This window comes from Sporosarcina sp. BP05, from assembly GCF_014282005.1.
Classification (GTDB): Bacteria; Bacillota; Bacilli; order Bacillales_A; family Planococcaceae; genus Sporosarcina.
The window spans coordinates 43,181-62,723 of sequence record NZ_JACFTD010000016.1; the positions used below are offsets into that span (position 1 = coordinate 43,181).

Annotated in this window: 17 protein-coding genes and 1 pseudogene; 15 read left to right on the forward strand and 3 right to left on the reverse strand. The window is 41.2% G+C overall.

Going from position 1 to position 19,543, the window contains the following annotated elements; all coding sequences use genetic code 11:
* The first annotated feature begins 151 nt into the window (after positions 1 to 151).
* Genes kynU through kynA form a run of 3 tightly spaced genes read left to right on the forward strand, consistent with a single transcriptional unit; the run spans position 152 to position 2,875 of the window.
* Positions 152 to 1,417 (forward strand): kynureninase, encoded by a 1,266-nt coding sequence (gene kynU, locus H2672_RS15220; protein WP_186672777.1) that lies wholly within the window; start codon positions 152 to 154, stop codon positions 1,415 to 1,417.
* The gene (gene kynB / locus H2672_RS15225; protein WP_186672779.1) at positions 1,414 to 2,064 is read left to right on the forward strand and encodes an arylformamidase; all 651 of its coding nucleotides are present in this window, start codon (positions 1,414 to 1,416) and stop codon (positions 2,062 to 2,064) included. Before kynU ends, kynB begins: the two co-directional genes overlap by 4 nt.
* Positions 2,057 to 2,875, forward strand: a complete 819-nt coding sequence (gene kynA / locus H2672_RS15230; RefSeq protein ID WP_186672820.1) for a tryptophan 2,3-dioxygenase — start codon at positions 2,057 to 2,059, stop codon at positions 2,873 to 2,875. Before kynB ends, kynA begins: the two co-directional genes overlap by 8 nt.
* 462 nt (positions 2,876 to 3,337) lie before the next feature.
* Here the strand turns inward: kynA and H2672_RS15235 are convergent, their stop codons facing one another.
* Positions 3,338 to 4,636, reverse strand: coding sequence for a sigma-54 interaction domain-containing protein (locus H2672_RS15235; RefSeq protein ID WP_186672822.1), 1,299 nt, complete (start codon positions 4,634 to 4,636; stop codon positions 3,338 to 3,340).
* A 368-nt stretch (positions 4,637 to 5,004) separates the two neighbouring features.
* Here H2672_RS15235 and H2672_RS15240 point away from each other — a divergent pair, with 368 nt between their 5' ends.
* The 6 genes from H2672_RS15240 to H2672_RS15265 all read left to right on the forward strand — a co-directional run bounded on the left by H2672_RS15240 (position 5,005) and on the right by H2672_RS15265 (position 11,741).
* Positions 5,005 to 6,039 (forward strand): NAD(P)/FAD-dependent oxidoreductase, encoded by a 1,035-nt coding sequence (locus H2672_RS15240; protein WP_186672781.1) that lies wholly within the window; start codon positions 5,005 to 5,007, stop codon positions 6,037 to 6,039.
* Between the two features lie 20 nt (positions 6,040 to 6,059).
* Entirely contained in the window at positions 6,060 to 6,308 is a 249-nt protein-coding gene (locus tag H2672_RS15245) for a ferredoxin (RefSeq protein ID WP_186672782.1), read from the forward strand.
* Positions 6,309 to 6,365: 57 nt separating this feature from the next.
* Positions 6,366 to 7,457 carry an aromatic ring-hydroxylating oxygenase subunit alpha gene (locus H2672_RS15250; RefSeq protein ID WP_186672783.1) on the forward strand — a complete coding sequence of 364 codons (1,092 nt, stop codon included), beginning with the start codon at positions 6,366 to 6,368 and terminating at the stop codon, positions 7,455 to 7,457.
* Positions 7,450 to 8,901 carry an aldehyde dehydrogenase family protein gene (locus H2672_RS15255; protein WP_186672784.1) on the forward strand — a complete coding sequence of 484 codons (1,452 nt, stop codon included), beginning with the start codon at positions 7,450 to 7,452 and terminating at the stop codon, positions 8,899 to 8,901. The genes H2672_RS15250 and H2672_RS15255 overlap by 8 nt, the downstream gene beginning before the upstream one ends.
* Positions 8,902 to 8,912: 11 nt before the next feature.
* A complete protein-coding gene (locus H2672_RS15260) occupies positions 8,913 to 9,995 on the forward strand; it encodes a tartrate dehydrogenase (protein ID WP_304626095.1) in 1,083 nt (360 codons plus the stop codon).
* 129 nt (positions 9,996 to 10,124) lie between these two features.
* Positions 10,125 to 11,741, forward strand: coding sequence for a BCCT family transporter (locus tag H2672_RS15265; protein ID WP_186672786.1), 1,617 nt, complete (start codon positions 10,125 to 10,127; stop codon positions 11,739 to 11,741).
* Between the two features lie 79 nt (positions 11,742 to 11,820).
* Here H2672_RS15265 and rpoN read toward each other — a convergent pair whose 3' ends face one another.
* A complete protein-coding gene (gene rpoN / locus H2672_RS15270) occupies positions 11,821 to 13,131 on the reverse strand; it encodes an RNA polymerase factor sigma-54 (RefSeq protein ID WP_186672788.1) in 1,311 nt (436 codons plus the stop codon).
* 214 nt (positions 13,132 to 13,345) lie between these two features.
* Here rpoN and H2672_RS15275 point away from each other — a divergent pair, with 214 nt between their 5' ends.
* The 4 genes and pseudogenes from H2672_RS15275 (at position 13,346) to H2672_RS15295 (ending at position 16,950) form a co-directional block, all read left to right on the forward strand.
* Positions 13,346 to 13,513 carry a hypothetical protein gene (locus H2672_RS15275; RefSeq protein ID WP_186672790.1) on the forward strand — a complete coding sequence of 56 codons (168 nt, stop codon included), beginning with the start codon at positions 13,346 to 13,348 and terminating at the stop codon, positions 13,511 to 13,513.
* A gap of 114 nt (positions 13,514 to 13,627) precedes the next feature.
* Entirely contained in the window at positions 13,628 to 14,518 is an 891-nt protein-coding gene (locus H2672_RS15280; RefSeq protein WP_186672792.1) for a D-alanyl-D-alanine carboxypeptidase family protein, read from the forward strand.
* 126 nt (positions 14,519 to 14,644) lie between these two features.
* A pseudogene (locus tag H2672_RS19725) lies at positions 14,645 to 15,532 on the forward strand (Rpn family recombination-promoting nuclease/putative transposase).
* Between the two features lie 107 nt (positions 15,533 to 15,639).
* Entirely contained in the window at positions 15,640 to 16,950 is a 1,311-nt protein-coding gene (locus H2672_RS15295; RefSeq protein ID WP_370569673.1) for a D-serine ammonia-lyase, read from the forward strand.
* Positions 16,951 to 17,050: 100 nt separating this feature from the next.
* Here H2672_RS15295 and H2672_RS15300 read toward each other — a convergent pair whose 3' ends face one another.
* A complete protein-coding gene (locus H2672_RS15300) occupies positions 17,051 to 17,788 on the reverse strand; it encodes a YqcI/YcgG family protein (protein WP_186672798.1) in 738 nt (245 codons plus the stop codon).
* 288 nt (positions 17,789 to 18,076) lie between these two features.
* On the opposite strand from H2672_RS15300, the gene H2672_RS15305 reads away from it, so the two are divergent.
* Together H2672_RS15305 and H2672_RS15310 are read left to right on the forward strand one after the other, a co-directional pair.
* Positions 18,077 to 18,928, forward strand: a complete 852-nt coding sequence (locus H2672_RS15305; protein WP_186672800.1) for a dimethylarginine dimethylaminohydrolase family protein — start codon at positions 18,077 to 18,079, stop codon at positions 18,926 to 18,928.
* A gap of 148 nt (positions 18,929 to 19,076) precedes the next feature.
* Entirely contained in the window at positions 19,077 to 19,490 is a 414-nt protein-coding gene (locus tag H2672_RS15310) for a DUF4183 domain-containing protein (protein ID WP_186672802.1), read from the forward strand.
* The last annotated feature ends 53 nt before the right edge of the window (positions 19,491 to 19,543 follow it).

The window sequence follows — 19,543 nt, forward strand, 5'->3', positions numbered from 1 at the left end:
ACCGAGCGTAAAACAGTAGTACAGATTATATTCCTCTCCAAACCAATCATAATTCCCACCCCCACTCCAGCAATAAAACGCGTTACGGGCGCAACTCGAATATGTTACAATTTCACCAAAGACGGAAAGTTCAAATAAGGGGGAACCGAACATGTTTGGCATCGATTACGCAAGAAAACTCGACGGAAAAGATGGACTCGCGAAATACAAAGACGAGTTTTATCTACTTGAAAACACAATTTATATGGATGGTAATTCACTCGGCTTATTGTCCAAAAGAGCGGAGCGCACGCTGCACGAATTACTTAATTCATGGAAAACACTAGGCATCGATGGCTGGACAGAAGGGGAAAATCCTTGGTTTTACCTATCGGAGTCGGTCGGAGAAAAAATGGGGCCGCTTGTCGGGGGAACAAGACGCGAGGTCATTGCAACGGGCTCGACAACGACGAACCTACATCAGCTTGCCGCAACATTCTACAAACCATCAGGGGCTAAAACAAAGATTCTTGCCGATGAACTTAATTTCCCTTCAGACGTTTATGCACTAAAAAGCCAGCTAGCACTGAAAGGTTTTAATCCTGACGAACAACTTGTCCAGGTGAAAAGCAGGGATGGTCGATTTATTACTGAAGACGATATCATCGAAGCAATGACAGAAGACATCGCGCTCATTGTTCTACCAGCCGTTTTATATAGAAGTGGGCAAATCCTTGATATGGAGAAACTTTCGAAAGCTGCAAATGACAAAGGCATTCCAATCGGTTTCGATTTATGTCATTCAATCGGCGCCGTTGAACACGCATTGCATGATTGGGGCGCGGACTTCGCTTTTTGGTGTACGTATAAGCATTTAAATGGGGGGCCAGGATCCGTCGCAGGACTGTTTGTCCATGACAAACATTTCGGTACAGCACCTGGTTTGGCGGGATGGTTCGGTTCAAAAAAAGAAGCACAATTCGATATGGATCATACGATGGATCCTGCACTCGACGTCGCTGCCTATCAAATCGGAACACCTCATGTACTCAGTTTAGCCCCGGTCATCGGTGCACTTGAGTTGTTTGAAGAAGTGGGCATTAAAAAAATTCGCGAAAAGTCACTTCAGCTGACGGACTATATGCTGGCGTTAATTCAACAGGAGCTATCTGCTCACGGCTTCACAATTGGCAACCCAGCCGACGAATCACGTGGGGGCCACATCTTGCTTGAGCACGTTGAGGCGGCACGTATTTGCAGAGCGTTGAAAGAAGACGGCGTCATCCCGGACTTCCGTGCGCCAAACGGTGTCCGACTTGCTCCAGTTGCGTTATACAATTCTTTCGAAGACGTCTGGCATACTGTGCAGAAGCTAAAACTTATCATGGATGAAAAACGTTATGGGAAATTCGAGAATAAACGAGGTGTCGTCGCATGACGGGGAAATGGATTGATATTTCACAACCGCTGCAAAATAATATCGCAGAATGGCCAGGCGACACACCATTTTCATATGAAGTTGCATACTCCAAAGCCGAAACGGGCTCAGTCAATATAGGGAAGTTAACAACAAGTACGCATATGGGAACACATATTGACGCACCATTTCACTTCGATGACAACGGACTAAAAGTACTCGATTTACCGATTGATTTATACATCGGGCGGGCGCGTGTAATCGATGTTTCAGGTAAAGAAAGTGTCGGTCATTCTGACTTAAAGGACATCGATTTCGGCGGGGCAGAACGAATTTTATTGAAAACAGGTAGCCGTCCTGATCCAAATGTATTTCCGGAAACCTTTACGTATTTGCGCGCGGATATCGGTCCTTTCTTGAAAGAAAGAGGGGTTCGGCTCATCGGCATTGATGCGCCATCTGTTGACCCAGAAACAAGCAAAACAGTCAGTGCCCATCATTCCCTCAATGAAAACGGCGTCCTGATTTTAGAAAACATCGTCCTTAACGAAGTGGAACCGGGCGATTATGAACTAATTGCATTGCCGCTTCCGTTAAAAGACGGCGATGGCAGTCCAGTTCGTGCCGTATTGCGATCAATTGAAGGAGGGCATCCCAGCCATGACTGAAAAAGGAATTCACACGGATTTTAAAGATAATATGACATACGGCGAGTATTTAAATCTCGATAAATTGCTGTCGAGCCAGCAGCGCTTGTCCGGCCATCATGATGAGATGCTGTTCATCATCATTCATCAAGTGAGTGAGTTGTGGATGAAGCTCATTTTGCATGAGCTCAATACAGCCATCGACTTAATCGAAAAAGATGAACTGCCGGAAGCATTTAAAATGCTGGCGCGCGTGTCAAAGACGCAGACGCAGATTATCCAGGCATGGGACGTGTTGTCGACATTGACACCTGCTGAATACATGGAATTCCGGGACAGTTTGGGCCGGGCTTCAGGCTTCCAATCCTATCAAAACAGGCTTATTGAGTTCGCACTTGGGTATAAGCAACCGCATATTTTGAAGATTTACGAGAAAGATCCTGAGCTTGCGAGTGATTTAGAGGCGGCATTCCGCGCACCGGGGATTTACGACGTGGCAATACGTGCGCTTTCGCGGGCCGGCTTCACGATAAACCCAGAACTGCTGGAACGCGATTTCTCTGTTACATACAAAGGAGATGCGTCGGTGGCGGATGCGTGGCTAGAAGTCTACCGCAACGTCGATGATCACTGGAATTTATATCAGCTTGCGGAGAAGCTTGTAGATATAGAAGACAGTCATCAGCAGTGGCGTTTCCGTCATATGAAAACCGTTGAACGGATTATCGGCTTTAAAATGGGGACGGGCGGTTCGTCTGGTGTGAACTATTTGAAGTCTGTGCTTGATCATCAGTTCTTTCCTGAGTTATGGGATGTACGGACGAAATTATAAGGATTCCATAGAAACTCCGCCAACAAACCTAGTTGGCGGAGTTTTAGTGTTTTATCCAAACGAACGTTAAATCTATTTTTCTTGTTCACTAATTGGAGGCAAGTATGCCGGCAATAAACCTGTCGAACTGATTGCCCGTCGACAGTAGGAACCCCTCCGCGAACCGCTGTGGTTCATTGCCACAACCTTGGAATATCCAGTATGCGAACAATGTGCTTGAAATTATGTTTCCCTACCGAAATTACCAATCATCGATAGGTGGACTCATTGTGAATTCCATTATAAGCACCACCATTACTGAGTTGTTATAGTAGCATATTCCGCAAGGACGGGGGTTGTGTGTGCGATTGAAACGACTCATCTAGGACAAAGGTAAGTCTTTAAACTGGCCGACCGAATGGTTTAGTGAAAGATATCCTTTTTAGTTGATATTTATTAGTTAAAGGAGAGTAGTGTTAGATTTTAACAAAACTCACGAATCAATCTTGAGGCTTTTGATTGGCTGATGTTGAGATCTTTTGCGACTGCTCTTGAGGAACTGTTTTGTTGGTAAGACTTTCTCACCAACGTCTTTGTGACTTCGTTTAAGGCATCGTCTAATGAATGTGGATGAATAAGCTCAGCGGTATTCTCCATACTTGTCCTAATGACCTCTGGTAGATCATCCACTTCAATAAGGGAATCGCTAGTGATAACCAATCGTTCGATTAGGTTTTCAAGTTGCCGAACATTTCCAGGCCATGAGTAGTAGTAAAGCATATTTAGACATTCTTCTGAGATTAGCTTATTCATATTATATTTATTATTGAAGCCATTTAAAAAGTTATAAGTAAGTGGAACAATGTCCTCCTTACGGTCTGATAGAGGGGGCATGTGGATATCAATAACGTTCAGTCGATAATATAAATCTTCCCTGAAGGTTTTATTTTCAACCATTTTAAGTAAGTCTTGATTGGTAGCGGTAATAATGCGGATATCGACTGTCTTGCTATCATTACTCCCAATTGGGATAAATTGTTTATCTTGAATTACTTGTAGTACTTTGGCTTGTAAAGGTAACGCCAACTCCCCGATTTCATCCAAAAAAATGGTCCCATTGTGGGCTGCTTCAAGCAAACCCGTTTTACCGCCTTTAATCGCTCCGGTAAATGCTCCGTTGGTATAACCGAACAGTTCCGATTCCAATAAATCAGCAGGAATTGCGGCACAATTGACAGTCAAAAAAGGACCATCTTTTCTTTTGCTTATGCTGTGCAAGTGGTGGGCGACTACCCCTTTACCCGTTCCTGATTCGCCATGAATTAGAATTGTAGAGTCGGTTGGGGCAATTTTTTTGCAAAACTTTAATATACTTTTGACTTTTTCGCTGTTTGTAATGATTGTATTCGCGGAACTGTCGCTAGTAATTTCCTTCTGCTCCCTTTTCATAATCAGCCTATTAAAGCTTTTAAGTTCGGTTGCTGTCGTAACGATATACTCTATTTCCCCGGCCTCATTTAAAATAGGGATGGCCCTCGTCAACAATTCAGCTCCAATATAGGTCTGTTGTCTAAGTGAAACAGGTTCTTTGCTTTTAAAAACTTCAGGAACGATGGAGGGACCCCAATAACCTTTGTTAAACAGCTCATCGTTTAGCTTGCCTATGACATCGGCCTTTTTAAGACCATAATGTTTTTCGCAAACTTTGTTAACATAGACAATCCGCGTTTCACTGTCCATAACATAAATTTCGTCAGAAGAATAATCTAAAATTTTTAACATAGATTCCAAAGTTAAATCAACACTTTTAAGTATAAAGTTTTCCAAAATCTATCATCCCTCCACCTCTTGCAGTATTGAGTCAAATTTGAACCATTTGATTATTTAATTGAGTCATCTTCAACTCAATTATAACAGTACTTTTATTAAGTTGCGATACCAATACCTGAATATGGGGTTTTTTCAAACTTGGCACGCAAATTGCATATATAGAAAGTAACGTGAATCTAATAGGTCTATCCTGATTGACACGTCATCTCTTGTAACAATAAAAATAGAGATTGAGAATTCAAGAATAATCTCAAAGAGGTTTCAAATCTGCAGGAATTCTTTCATAAAGAAGTCCTACTAACGGATACGGAGGGAAGAATATGACTAGATCGTCTGAGGTATTTGATATTACAATTATTGGTGGTGGCCCCGTAGGATTATTTACCGCTTTTTATGCGGGCATGCGCCAGGCAACGGTAAAAGTGATTGAAAGCTTGCCGCAATTAGGAGGTCAATTATCTGCACTTTATCCTGAAAAGAATATATACGATATTGCTGGATTTCCGAAAATAGGGGCACAAGAACTCGTCGATAATTTAATAGAACAAATGAATCAATTTGAACCAGCAATCTGTTTAGGCGAGTCAGTAGAAGTTGTCGAAAAAGAAGAAGATGGTGTATTCAAACTAACGACGAATGAAGGTATTCATTATACAAAAACAATTATCATTACCGCTGGAAACGGTGCATTTCAGCCGAAAAAAATGAATATACCCGGAGAAGAACAATTCCAAAATAAAAACTTACATTACTTTGTAAAAAATGTAAGCGAATTCAAAGGTAAGAAAGTAGTGTTGTTCGGTGGCGGTGACTCAGCTGTTGATTGGGCATTAATGCTAGAGCCTATTGCGGAAAAAGTTAGTCTTGTACATAGAAGAGACAAATTCCGTGCTCACGAGCATAGCGTCGAGTTGCTAAAACAATCAAATGTTGAAGTTCTTACGCCATTTGCTCCGACAGAACTTGTAGGAATAGAAAGAATCGAAAAGGTAATTATTCAAGAAACAAAATCTGGTGAATTAAAAGAGCTTGAAGTAGATGATGTACTCGTGAATTACGGGTTTGTTTCTCATCTTGGTCCTATTAAAGACTGGGAGCTTGAAATTAATAAAAACTCCATCGTTGTGAATTCTAGAATGGAAACAAATATAGAAGGTATTTATGCGGTCGGTGACATTTGTACGTATGTAGGTAAAGTGAAACTGATTGCTACCGGTTTTGGGGAAGCACCTATTGCTGTAAGTAATGCAAAAGTGTTTGTAGATCCCACAGCGAAGCTACAACCACTTCACAGTACGAGTGTAATGGGGGATAAAGAGGACGCAATGAAAAAAGAAGCAACTGTTGTAGGTTAAAAGGAAAAGGGGGAGAGGATATGGCCAATTTTACAATGGTGGATCAAAGCACATGTATCGCCTGCGGTGTTTGCGGCGAACTAGCACCTGATCTATTTAAGTATAGGGATGATGGCATTTCTTATTCAATTCTTGATGAAAACACAGGAGTTACAGAAGTGTCTGAGGACTTGCTTGAAGATCTGGAGGATGCCCATGATAGCTGTCCTACAAGTTCGATTAAGATGGCAGATACGCCTTTCGATTGCCAAAAGGATGAAGCCAGCTGAGGTAAAGAAATTAAGGTTTAAGGGGAACAAAAATTATATTATAGAGGAGAATGGAAAATGGCTTATAATACAGTAGAGAACAAATCAAACAGAACATTCGAGAGAACGATGACATATGACAAATATACAGATCCAAAAGTATTGGAAAAGGAAATGGAGTTAGTTTTCTCTAAATCATGGCAGCTTGTTGGACATGTAAGTCAAGTAGAAAAAGCAGGTGCTTTCTTTACGGCTGATGTAGCTAATGAGCCACTCATTATAATTAGAGGTACAGATGAAGTTCTCCGGGCTTTTTACAATGTGTGTCCACACCGTGCAACAAAGCTTGAAAAAAGTGAAAATGGCAAAAAGAAAATTTTGCAATGTATGTATCATGGATGGACGTTTAAAACAGACGGTAAGTTAAATAAAGCGCCTAACTTCCAAGGAGATGACGCGGCTTGCGTTCAGGATGCTTGTCTACGATCTGTACGAATGGAAGTGTTGGAATCTTTGATTTTCGTCAATTTGGATGATAATGCTACACCTTTAATCGATTCTTATGGGGACTTCTTTGACAGATTAAGCAAGTTCCCGTTCATCAGCGAATTAAAACGCACGCATAGAAAAACACGTATCGTCAAAGCGAATTGGAAAGCATATATCGATAATTATTTAGAGTGTGATCACTGTCATATTGCACATCCAAGTTTCGTAGATGCACTTAATATGGACGACTATCAAATCACTACCTGCGAAAACTATTCTGTTCAAGGAACGGTTGTCAAAACGGGCAAACAGTACGGAGAAGTAGACTTAAATCAAGCTGAAATGCAAGGTGGTTCTTTCTTCTGGCTTTGGCCGAACCTAATGTTGACGATTTATCCGGGACCGGGGAATTTGGCGTCAATCGAGATGATTCCAATTGATCACGAAACCACGATGGCAGTGTACACCTATTATTTCCGTGAGGATAATCTTGAAGCCTTGAGTCAAGATGAGAGGGATTTAATGACATTTGCGGAACAAGTGCGTGCAGAAGACATTGATCTCGTGGAACTTGAACAAATTGGCTTCCGCTCCCGAGCATTTAACAAAGGGCATTATGCTTCATCTGAAAAAGCAATCGTCCAATTTCATGAAATGGTACTGGAGGCACTCGATGAATAATCTAGAGATTAAAACGAATGAAATGAAAAAGTACTTACTTATTAATGGGGAAATGGTAGAAGCAAAGGACTATGCACCACTCTACTCCCCATACTCAGGCGAAAAAATTGCTGAGATTGCGATGGCAGATAAAGAATTAACTGTTCAAGCAATCGATGCCGCTTATAAAGCTCGTCCACTAATCGGCAACATGCCAGCCTACAAGCGTGCGGAAATACTAGAGAACGTTGCAGTATTATTAAAAGAAAGGGCAGATGAAGCGGCAGAAATCATCTCCCTTGAATCGGCAAAACCACTTATGTTTGCAAAAGCAGAAGTTGCAAGAACGGTTGAAACGTATAAATTTGCAGCGGAAGAAGCGAAAAGAATACATGGTGAAATGATTCCTTTTGATGCAGCGGTAGGTGGAGTTGGTAGAATCGGTTATACATTGAGGGAACCGATTGGTGTCATTGGTGCTATCACGCCATTTAACTTTCCATTAAACCTTGTAGCGCACAAAGTGGGGCCTGCAATTGCAGCCGGAAATACGATTGTATTAAAACCAGCATCACAAACACCACTTACTGCACTTTATATTGCAGAACTTTTTGCAGAAGCAGGCCTTCCAGCGGGCGTGTTGAATGTAGTGACTGGCCCAGGCGGTGTCGTTGGAGAGGCAATCGTAGAAGATGACCGAGTAAGTATGATTACATTTACAGGAAGCCCTAGTGTTGGAATTGGCATTAATAATAAGGCAGGGTTGAAAAAGACAACGTTAGAATTAGGTTCAAACTCAGCATTAATTATTGATAAAGACGTAGAAATTGATGGAATTATTGACCGTTGTACGATGGGGGCATTCTCCAATCAGGGCCAAGTCTGTATTTCGTTGCAACGCGTATTTGTCCATGAAGACAAATATGAAGAATTCATTGCGAAATTTGCAGCAGCAACGAAACTGCTGAAATTGGGTAACCCGCTTGATCCAGAAACATATGTATCCTCTTTAATTACTAAGGGAGAATTAGCGCGTGCTGTTAGCTGGATTGAAGAAACAAAACAAAGCGATGCAGAAATCGTAACAGGCGGTAAGGTGCGGGATAATGTTCTGGAACCGACAATCATTACGAATGCAGATGCGTCATTGAAAGTTTCATGCCAAGAAGTATTTGGACCGATTGTTGTCGTGAATCAGGTGAAGTCAATAGAAGCAGCTGTAGAACTAGTGAATGATTCCCGTTTCGGGCTTCAAGCAGGTATTTACACGAATAATGTAAAAAATGCTTTTTACGCATCGAAAAACCTACACGTCGGCGGCGTTATTATTAATGACGTGCCAACATTTAGGGTTGACCAAATGCCATATGGTGGTGTGAAAGACAGTGGTACCGGCCGTGAAGGCATTAAATATGCAGTAGAAGAAATGACGGAATTAAAACTAGTCGTTTGGAATCAAGGATAAAGGAGATTATGATGAAAAACTATAAAATTGCTGTTATTGCTGGCGACGGTATTGGTCCTGAAGTAATCGATGAAGGGATCAAAGTATTAAATAAGATTGCTACTCTCGACGGGAGCTTCCAATTTGATTTTACGCATTTTCCATGGGGCTGCGAGTATTACACGAAGCATGGAAAAATGATGGTTGATGATGGTATGGAGCAACTGAAAGCGTTTGACGCAATCTATTTGGGGGCTGTTGGTTTTCCAGGAGTTCCCGATCATATCTCCTTATGGGATTTGCTGCTAATCATCCGCAAGGAATTCGACCAATACGTCAATATTCGTCCGATCAAGCTATTAAAAGGTGCTCATTGCCCGTTAGCTGATGTAAAACGTGAGGACATTGACATGTTATTCATCCGTGAGAATACGGAAGGCGAATATTCGGGTGCAGGAGATTGGCTATTCAAAGGGAAAGACAATGAAGTTGTGTTGCAAAATGGCGTGTTTTCCCGAAAAGGAACGGAAAGAATTATTCGTTATGCATTTGAAACAGCTAGAAAAGAAGGACGTAGCTTAACAAGTATTAGTAAAGCGAATGCCTTAAACTATTCGATGGTTTTCTGGGATCAAGTATTTGAAGAAGTGAGTGCGGATTATCCAGATGTAGAAACAGCATCTTATCTTGTTGATGCTGCGGCAATGCTTATGATTACAGACCCTAAACGATTTGAAGTTGTTGTTACTTCCAATTTGTTTGGCGATATCCTAACGGATGTAGGGGCAGCTCTTGCGGGAGGAATCGGGCTCGCTGCAGGAGCGAATATTAACCCTGAAAGAGAGTTTCCGTCGATGTTCGAACCTGTACATGGTTCAGCGCCTGATATTGCTGGTCAAGGAATTGGAAATCCACTAGCTTCGATTTGGTCGGCAAGCCAAATGCTCGATTACTTTGGTTATGAGCAATATGGTAAACTAGTTATCGACGCTATCGAACAACTTTTAGTAGAAGACGGCACACTTACACCTGATATGAAAGGTACGGCTTCCACATCTGAAGTGGGAGATCGACTAGTTGATATTATGACTAGCTCAATAACTGCAAACATATGAGTAAGGTCTATCGGTGTTATTCAGCTAACACCGATAGACTTTTTACAAAATTCCCACCCATTTTCCACTAACAATTATTGTACTATTCGGGGATTTGTTAGGAGATAGAATTTGATTAGGGGGAAATATATGAAAACCAATACGATTGATAAACAAATATTGGCTATAGCATTATCTTTGGTAGCGCTATTGGTTGTTCCAATCTTGATTAACCCTAAACAGGGGACCGCTTTTTTGAAGACAATATTGGATTTCATTACTGGACGTTTCGGCCCCTTATACTTGTGGGCTTGTCTTGGGATTTTTGGATTTTTGCTTTGGTTGGCCTTTAGCAAGTACGGAAAAATAAAGTTAGGCGAAGGTAATCCTGAGTTTTCTACGTTCAGTTGGCTAGCTCTTATCTTTACAGCAGGTATCGGTTCTGGAATTATGTATTGGGGAATAATTGAATGGGCGTTCTATTATACAAGTCCACCTTACAATATGGATTCTAAAAGTGTTGAGGCAGCAAGTTTTGCATCAACATACGGCATGTTCCATTGGGGATTTTCGGCTTGGGCAATTTATTGTGTTCCATCGATTCCAATCGCATATGCAGTCTACATAAAAAAACAAAAGTCATTTAGGCTAAGTACGGCATGTCGGGGAATTATTGGTGACCGCGCGGATGGACTACTCGGAAAAGTGATTGACGTTTGCTTTATGTTTGGATTAATTGGTGGAATCGGAACTTCTCTGGCCCTTGGAACGCCACTGTTGGCAGAGGGAATTCATCATATATTCGATGTGGAGAAAACGCTTACATTGGATTTGAGCATTGTAATTGCGCTTATGGTTTTCTTTTCAATCTGTTTATATTTTGGTCTGAAAAAAGGTTTGAAGTTGCTAAGCGATTGGAATCTTTATTTATATGTAGCCATCGCGGTGTTCATTTTCATTTTTGGTCCAACAGCTTTTATCATTGCTAGCTTTACAGATAGTGTCGGAGTGCTCTTCTCGAATTTCTTTAGAATGAGCTTATATACAGATCCTGTTGGCAAGTCAGGATTTAGTGAATCCTGGACTCTGTTTTATTGGGGGTGGTGGTTCTCTTACGCTCCTTTTACAGGCATGTTCGCCGCCCGTATTTCAAAGGGAAGAACCATCAAAATGCTCATTCTTGGTCAATTAATCGGTGGGACGTTAGGGTGTTGGCTCGCTTTTGCGATATTCGGAAACACAAGTATGTTCTTTGAGATTAGCGGCCTTGTACCTGTAATTGAAATTCTACAGAATGAAGGCGCACCTGCAGCGATTATAGCATCATTAAACGCCCTTCCACTTGGTGGAATTGTTGTAGTTCTATACTTGCTTATCGCGGCAATTTTTCTTGCCACTACAGTCAATTCGGCAGCCTATACATTGGCAGATGTAGCGTCCGTTAACTTGAAAGAGGGGGAAGAACCAGTACGTTGGTACCGTGTATTTTGGGGAATTGTATTGACAAGTATTTCAATCATATTAATGTATGGCGATGGATTGGAAGCCCTGCAAACGTTATCGATTATTACTGCTTTACCTTTAGTATTCATTATTCTGTTGATGATTGCTTCTTTCATGAAATGGGTGAGAGTGGATTACGCCTCAGTAATGTTGGAACAACAAAATTCCGTTTCTGAAACTGTTAGTAAAGAAAAGGTTCCTGAAATTAAAAAAGGAAAGCAGAGAATTGGAGTTAAAAGAAAGACGTTAGCGAAAATAGACTAAATAAAAAAAGGCTGTCCCAATGTAAATGGGACAGCCTTTTAAGATGGAAATGGGTTATTGTAAATAATTCATTCATTACCTACACCAAGATTTCTTTTCGCTTACTTGAGGGAGGAATTCTCAATTCCTCTCTATACTTGCTAATAGTGCGTCTGGAAATTGTAATTCCTTTTTCAGAATTAAAATACTCCGCTATTTTTTGATCCGAATGCGGTTTGAATTTGTTTTCATCAGCAATATAACTTTGCAGAAGGGCTTTCACGTTTGCTTGAGAAATGCTGTTTCCGTCGACTGTCTCCAACTTTGAAGTGAAAAGCGTCCGGAGATCAAAGGAACCAAAAGGTGTCTGGATCACTTTGTTCGTGGTCGCCCGGCTTACAGTCGATTCGTGCATATCAATCTCTTCTGCTACCTCTTTGAGCGTTAGTGGCTTTAATGAAGAGCACTCATTTAGAAAAAACTTTTTTTGTCTTTCTAAAAGGACTTTCATGATTTTAATAATCGTATTTCGGCGCTGTTCAATGCTACTTAAAAGCCATTGGTAACTTTTATACTGTTCATTAATGTATGGTGATGTCTTATCTTTTGAGTGAAGAAGTTGCGAGTATTGGCTATTCAACTGAATGGTTGGCAAAGTTCCGTCGTTCAGATAGAAGATAAGTTCCCTATCCTTCCATTCTACAATGATATCTGGAACCCAATACTCAATTGACGAATCAGAGATGAAAGAACACGGCCACGGATTGAGCGTTTGGATGAAATCGTAAAGTTCTTTCACCTCAGCCATTGTAATTTTCATTTGAGAAGCAATTACTTTCCACTTTCGATCGGCAATCAATTCTAGATGCTCCCTAACTAAAGATTCCGCTAATTCGTTCGCTGGGTATATGAAGTTAATTTGTAAGAGCAGGCATTCCTTCAAGCTCCTAGCTCCGATTCCCGCGGGCCCTATATGTTGTAGAAGATGAATACCTCTTTCAATATCATCTTCGTTAAACTGCGAGTGGTAATTCGAAACATTGTCATGTAGACGTAAATAGCCATTATCATCAAGATTATTAATGAGGTATTTTAACAATAGTTGAGTAGGTTCATCTGAATACATAAACTTTGCGTGTTCGAGCAATTCGTCCCTCATATCAATTTTATTAATTTGAACCTCTAACATCTCTTGGGAGTTCCCGGCAGTATGAGATCGATAATTTGTCTTATCTTCATACGAATTGTCAGCTTCTTTTTCTTTTAACTCAATTAATGGATTTTCCAACTCTTGCTGTCTAATGTATTGCTCGAGTTCAAAAGTAGAGAACTGGAGTAATTCTATAGCTTGTCTAAGTTCGAGAGTCATTAAAGTAGTTAGTTGTTGTTTTTGTTGGAGAACATGTTTCATAGTAATTCCTCCTTCATAAAAGCTAATGAAAGTTGCGATTGTTATCAATGATATAGTATTGATTCTAACATAATTGCTAGTATATTATAATGATAAATCTGAATTTTTTGATGGGCATAGTTGGAATGTAGGGCGCATTAGGAATTACTTATTCGTCTCGTATTGATGGTTGAAGTTAATGATAAGATTAACATATAGAAATGGGGGACTAAACATGCGTTGGATACTAATTATTGTCTTTGCAATTGTGGTAGAGTTTTTCGTGCGTTTTCTAACGAGAAATATGGAAGATAAGAAGAAGAGGGAAAGAGTGCTCGCACTCATTTGGTTTGGGTTCGGGGCAGTATTACTAGTAGTCTGGTTAATCAATCGGTTTCTATAGATAACTGGTATGCCAAAACTTAAGAAACTCTTCATGATTATACTAGGCGATTCTTCACTATTAGCCTTCATGATGAAGGTAATGGGCTTTTATTAGTGAAGAGGTGTGGAAAATATGAAGAAATTGATTTTTATAGTGCTGGTAATAGTGTTAAGCATTACAGTTGTGACGAAAAATATAGAAAATACCTTTGAGAATGTAGAGTTAACTGTTACTGCAAAAGCAATCATTCTTATAGATGCTGATACAGGTAAAGTAATATATGAAGAAAATAGTGCAGAATCGCTACCAATTGCAAGTATGTCCAAGCTAATGACGCAGTATCTCGTGCTAAATGCCGTTAAAAGCGGCAATTTATCATGGGGAAATACTTATAAGCCAAGTGAAGCGATACAACAAATTGCAGGACAATCAGCTGCCGTCAAGCTAGGAATGACAGCAGGTAACGCCTATTTGGTGCAAGAACTGTTCACCGCAATGACGGTCAACTCCGCAAATGACGCGTCGATGGCACTGGCTGAAATGGTTAGCGGAACAGAAGAAGCATTTGTTAAATTGATGAATAAACAGGCGGAAAGTTTCGGTCTGAAAGAAACGACTTTCTTCAACGCAAGCGGACTTGATGGCGATTACATTGGCAAAGGGTACGAGCAAACGAATCATGCCTCTGCCCGAGATGTTGCAGTCATTGCACAAAAACTGATTGCCAATCATCCGGAAGTACTCGACTTTACAAGAATGACGAGCTTCAAAACGGGTAGTGGAACGACGTTGTGGAGTACCAACCTGATGTTGGCAGGCATGCCCCTAGCCTTGCCTGGAATTGACGGATTGAAAACCGGCTTTACAGATCAGGCAGGTTCTTGCTTTGCTAGTACGGGCGTCTTTAATGGGCGACGTATTATTTCAGTTGTCATGGATGTTGAAGCAGATGGCGGTGATGCCACAACTCCGCGATTTGAGTTGACGAGAGAGCTGATTGAGCGATTTGTGTTGAATGAATAGGTTGTTATTATTTTAAACGTATGTATTTACTGCATGCGTTTATAGTTAAAAGAAAATCGTCTAAAAATTTGTACTACTTGAACATGCGTTCTATAATGGAAGGAATACTAAACAGGAGGCGTTCGCATGGTCGCACTTGTAAGGGAAGAGTCGGAGAAGTATTCAAAGAGGTTATTGGACGTTAGGAATGATCTTGTGTTTAAAGCGATATTCGGGAAGGAGAAGAATAAGAGTCTTCTTATTTTGTTGCTGAACGCAATATTGATTGAAGAAGTAGAAGAGATTATTTTCCTAGATTCATATCTTGGGGCAGAATACGTAGACGAGAAATATTCGATTTTGGACATCCGGGTTCGAACAACTGAAAACGTGGAAATTGATATCGAGATGCAATTGGAGTATCATAGCGGTTTTGAAAATCGTATGCTGTTGTATTGGGCAAGAATGTATGTTGGATAATTAAAGTCTGGAGAGGCTTATGAAAAAGTTAGCAAAACAATTCAAATATCCATTGTGAATTTCAAGTTCTTGCAAAATGACCATTTTCATAGTACGTTTCATTTAATGGAAAAAGAAAAACTTATCAAGTTTACAGACCACTTAGAAATTCACGTTTTGGAGCTGCCTAAAGTACAACCAACTGAAGAATTGACTGATGAAGATCTATTAACCAAGTGGATGTTATTTCTGTCTGGGGATGACAAAACAAAGGAGGAATTAGCGATGACTGACATGGGAATCGAAAAGGCCTATGATGAATTGCATCGGATTAGTCAAGATGAAGTGATGCGCGAACGTGCAATAGCACGCGATAAATGGCTATCGGACCAAGCAACGAGAAGAGAGCAAGCTAGGAAGGAAGGTAAAGAGGAAGGTAAAGAGGAAGGTAAAGCTGAAGGTAAAGAAGAAACTGTTCTTAGCATGCATACTGAAGGGCTTTCAGTTGAAATAATTACCAGGGTTATGAAAATGTCCGAAGAAAAAGTACTTTCTATCATCAATCAAATACAATGAAAAAAAGAAGCCTTGCCGATACTTTTGGTGGGGCTATATCTAATTCTAGGGACTCATGACATGTTATACTATTCATACAACATTCAAAAAATGAGGCGATAAAAATGATGGAACAAACACAAATAAATAATTGGAAAAAGAAGCTTCCGCTCATTGGACAGATGATAGCACATGAAGAAGTGCTCTGGCTCAATCCCTTAATAGAGTCAACAACGACTGGTCTTCAAAAAACAGGTGTGACTGCAGAAAACGTCAAAGATGCATCAGACCGTCTGAAACGTTTCGCGCCATACATCGAGCACGTCTTCCCGGAAACAAAAGCGTCGAACGGCATTATTGAATCGCCGATTACCGCCACTCCGAACATGAAAGAAGCGCTTGCCAATCAATACAAAGTAGCAATCCCAGGTGAACTTCTCCTGAAAGAAGACAACGCACTGCCGATTTCAGGTTCTATCAAAGCACGCGGTGGCATTTACGAAATCCTAAAACATGCCGAAACCCTGGCGATTGAGCACGGATTGATAACAACCGCTGACAACTACACTAAATTCGCAGAGCCGGAATTCCACAACTTGTTCTCGAAGCACAAAATCGCTGTCGGCTCTACAGGAAACCTTGGCCTAAGTATTGGCATCATGAGCGCCAAACTCGGTTTTAACGTTACTGTTCATATGTCTGCAGATGCGAAACAATGGAAAAAAGATATGCTACGCGAAAAAGGCGTCACAGTTGTTGAATACGCTGATGACTACAGCAAAGCTGTTGAAGAAGGGCGTCGCCAGGCAGATGCAGATCCTTCCTGTCATTTTGTTGATGATGAAAACTCACTCGACTTATTTTTAGGCTATGCGGTGGCAGGGGAACGTGTTGCTGCGCAGTTGAAAGCGCGTGGCACCATCGTTGATAAAGACAACCCGCTGTTCGTTTACCTGCCTTGCGGTGTCGGTGGAGGCCCTGGCGGTGTAGCATTTGGATTGAAGCTTGCTTTCGGTAATGCAGTCCGCTGTTTCTTCGCCGAGCCGACGCATTCTCCGTGCATGATGCTCGGTATGATGACTGGTCTTCACGACATGATTTCAGTTCATGACTTCGGTCTTGACAATAAAACCGTTGCAGACGGGCTCGCGGTTGGTACAGCGTCTGGTTTCGTGGGCAAGACAATGGAACCGTTACTATCCGGCTGTTACACGATTGCGGACGAAACGATGTTCAAGTTATTGAAACTGCTCGCAGACACAGAAAGTATTCGACTCGAGCCGTCCGCACTCGCGGGGATGACTGGCCCAGTACAAGCTATCCGTGAAAATGTGAAGGAAGCTAATTTAGCAACTACTACCCATCTTGTCTGGGCAACAGGCGGCAGTATGGTGCCTGAAGCAGAGATGAATTTATACTATAGTATGGCTGGGAAATAATTCAATTATTTCCCGGGAAATCGACAATAGTCGGGAAATAATTGCGAGTAATGAAAAACCTCACACTTCAGTGAGGTTTTTTGTCTTTATTGGGCACACATTATCTCATCTTCTCTTTATGTGAAAATGGACATTGCCCTTGAATCGGCTCCACGTCATCCCCAATAAAAAACTGTTTCCATTCATTATGTTCTGGATCCCCGAAGTGGCTAATATCTGGATGCTTCGGCAACTGGTCCCACACTTCCACGCGTTCACGAACTTTTTCCCGCGACATGACACCGCCTTTTTCCGTCCCTTTCAATCCCTCGAATATTCGGCGCGGCTGAAAACCAAGTACCATCGCATTGCCTAAATCACGGGTTTTTCGTTGCTTATAAGCAGGTGTATTGCCAAAAACAAAAATTGGCTCGCCATGAAAACGGAAATCCCACAAGTGATGCGCTGGATCACGTGGACTTTCCGCTGGCCATTCGACCTCATCCACCCCATGCAGGTACTGCAATATCTCCCAAAACTGCTTCCTGTATTCTTCCAAAGAACCTTCGTTGTCAAACGGCTCCACAAAAACGAATAATCCATGCCGCTTATGTGCGGGATTGTCGAAAAGTGCCAAAAATGACTTCAACGTTTCCGGCAAATTGGACCAGTCGTTTTGTGTAACATACCCATAACGCAATTCGCCCTTGACCTCTCCTCCCATACCGAAATAACAAGGAAATGTCTTATCCGTCACTGTGTCATGGAACGTTTGGTATTCCTTCAACAACCAATCAGGCAAATCGGTACGTTCCGCAAAATCCTCTTTTGTTAATAAAACCTTATCTATCTGAATCAACAATCCTCCTCCATTTCAATTAGTTAATATACGCTCTGATTCCATTGAATACAGCTTCGGCTCTTAGGGGATGCCTCTCGCCCTAAGCCAGGCTTGCTTCACTGCCAGTCTTAGGGCTTCGGCTACCCCTGTAAGGCGCCTACGCTGAATTTGCATACGAACTTCAAAATTTCAATTTATATAGACAAGGGAGAAAAAAATGTACTTCAACATCCAGTAAAGTAATGTATAAATAAAATCTGAAAGGGAATTTTGTAGAAGACGTCAAAAATAGTTGGAGGATGAAACATGAATTCCCCTGAGGAAGAAACACCAGCGACAAAATGCCAGACGGAATATGATACGCTACGTCGTGTAATTTTATGTCAGCCTAAATTCATGTCTATAGATGAAGTAATCAATGATGTGCAAAAAAAATACGAAGACGAAAATATTAATATTGAGTTGGCGATGAAACAACATAAAGAGTTTGAAGAACTCCTCGTAAAGCATGGGGTCGAAGTCATCAAATTGCCCTCATCCGCTAAATTCCCGGAACAAGTATTCACACGTGATATTGGATTTACGGTCGGTGACGACATTTTTGTCGCAGAAATGGCAAGTGATATTCGTAAAGGGGAAGAAGAGGCGCTGGAAGAATGGTTGGACGATGAGGACATCTCGTTCCAAACGACAACGAATAAAGTGGAAGGCGGAGACGTCATCATCGATCGGGGCACATTGTATGTCGGCATCAGTAGCCGTACATCCATAGAAGCTGCTGAGAAATTAAATGTCGATCTTCCAGATTACACGATTATTCCTGTTTCTTTTGATGAAAAGTACCTGCATCTCGACTGCGTATTTAACATCCTGTCACCCGAAGTAGGACTGATTTACCCACAAGCATTTGAGCCGGATATCGTTGAGATGCTAGCGGCAACATACAAGCTTATTGAAGTTTCCGAAGAAGAACAATTCACAATGGGAACAAATGTCTTATCAATCGGCGGCAAAAAAGTGTTCAGCCTACCTCAGAATAAGCAAGTCAATGCACAGATACGTGCACGCGGATTCGAGGTTATCGAGGTGGACTTCTCCGAAATTATTAAATCTGGCGGCTCTTTTAGGTGTTGCTCGATGCCGGTCAATAGGGAATAGAATGATTGGAAACCTCACTGTGAAGTGGGGTTTTTGAATTTTAGGGGCCATAAAAAAGTAGCCAATAATAATTGTCGGTCTAACGGGGCTAAACGCTCAATCGTCAACTAACTATTATCATATAGTATGCTAGGGAGGCAATAATATAATGGAGAGACATAGAAAGTGTAAAAAAGTAGTTAGAATGATTGATTTCAAAGACTATGGGAAAAAGATTGTGTGCCAGACGCATATAGAAATTACCCCAATAGATAGCTCTGAAGTTAGCATCATACCAACTGTAAACAGATATTTTTATATTCCGGCATCTAATATTACCGTGACGACTGGGGTGACTATTCCTTCAAATCTTTTCTATAACGACGATGGAAGCCCAACAACTGAATTTATGATTTTTAATCCAAATGGGTACGTTAATCTATATATCAACGGAGTAATGCAAGAGGGGGGAATGTATAGTGTGAATGCGAATTCCTTAATTATTAATCCCACTCCAGGGATAATTCGTGCGGGTACTGCAATTATTATTGAATCGTTGGGATTTTCATCTGAAAAGATTTGAAATTAATAGCTGGACAGCCCTGTCATTTCATAGAATTTCGCAACTACTATAAT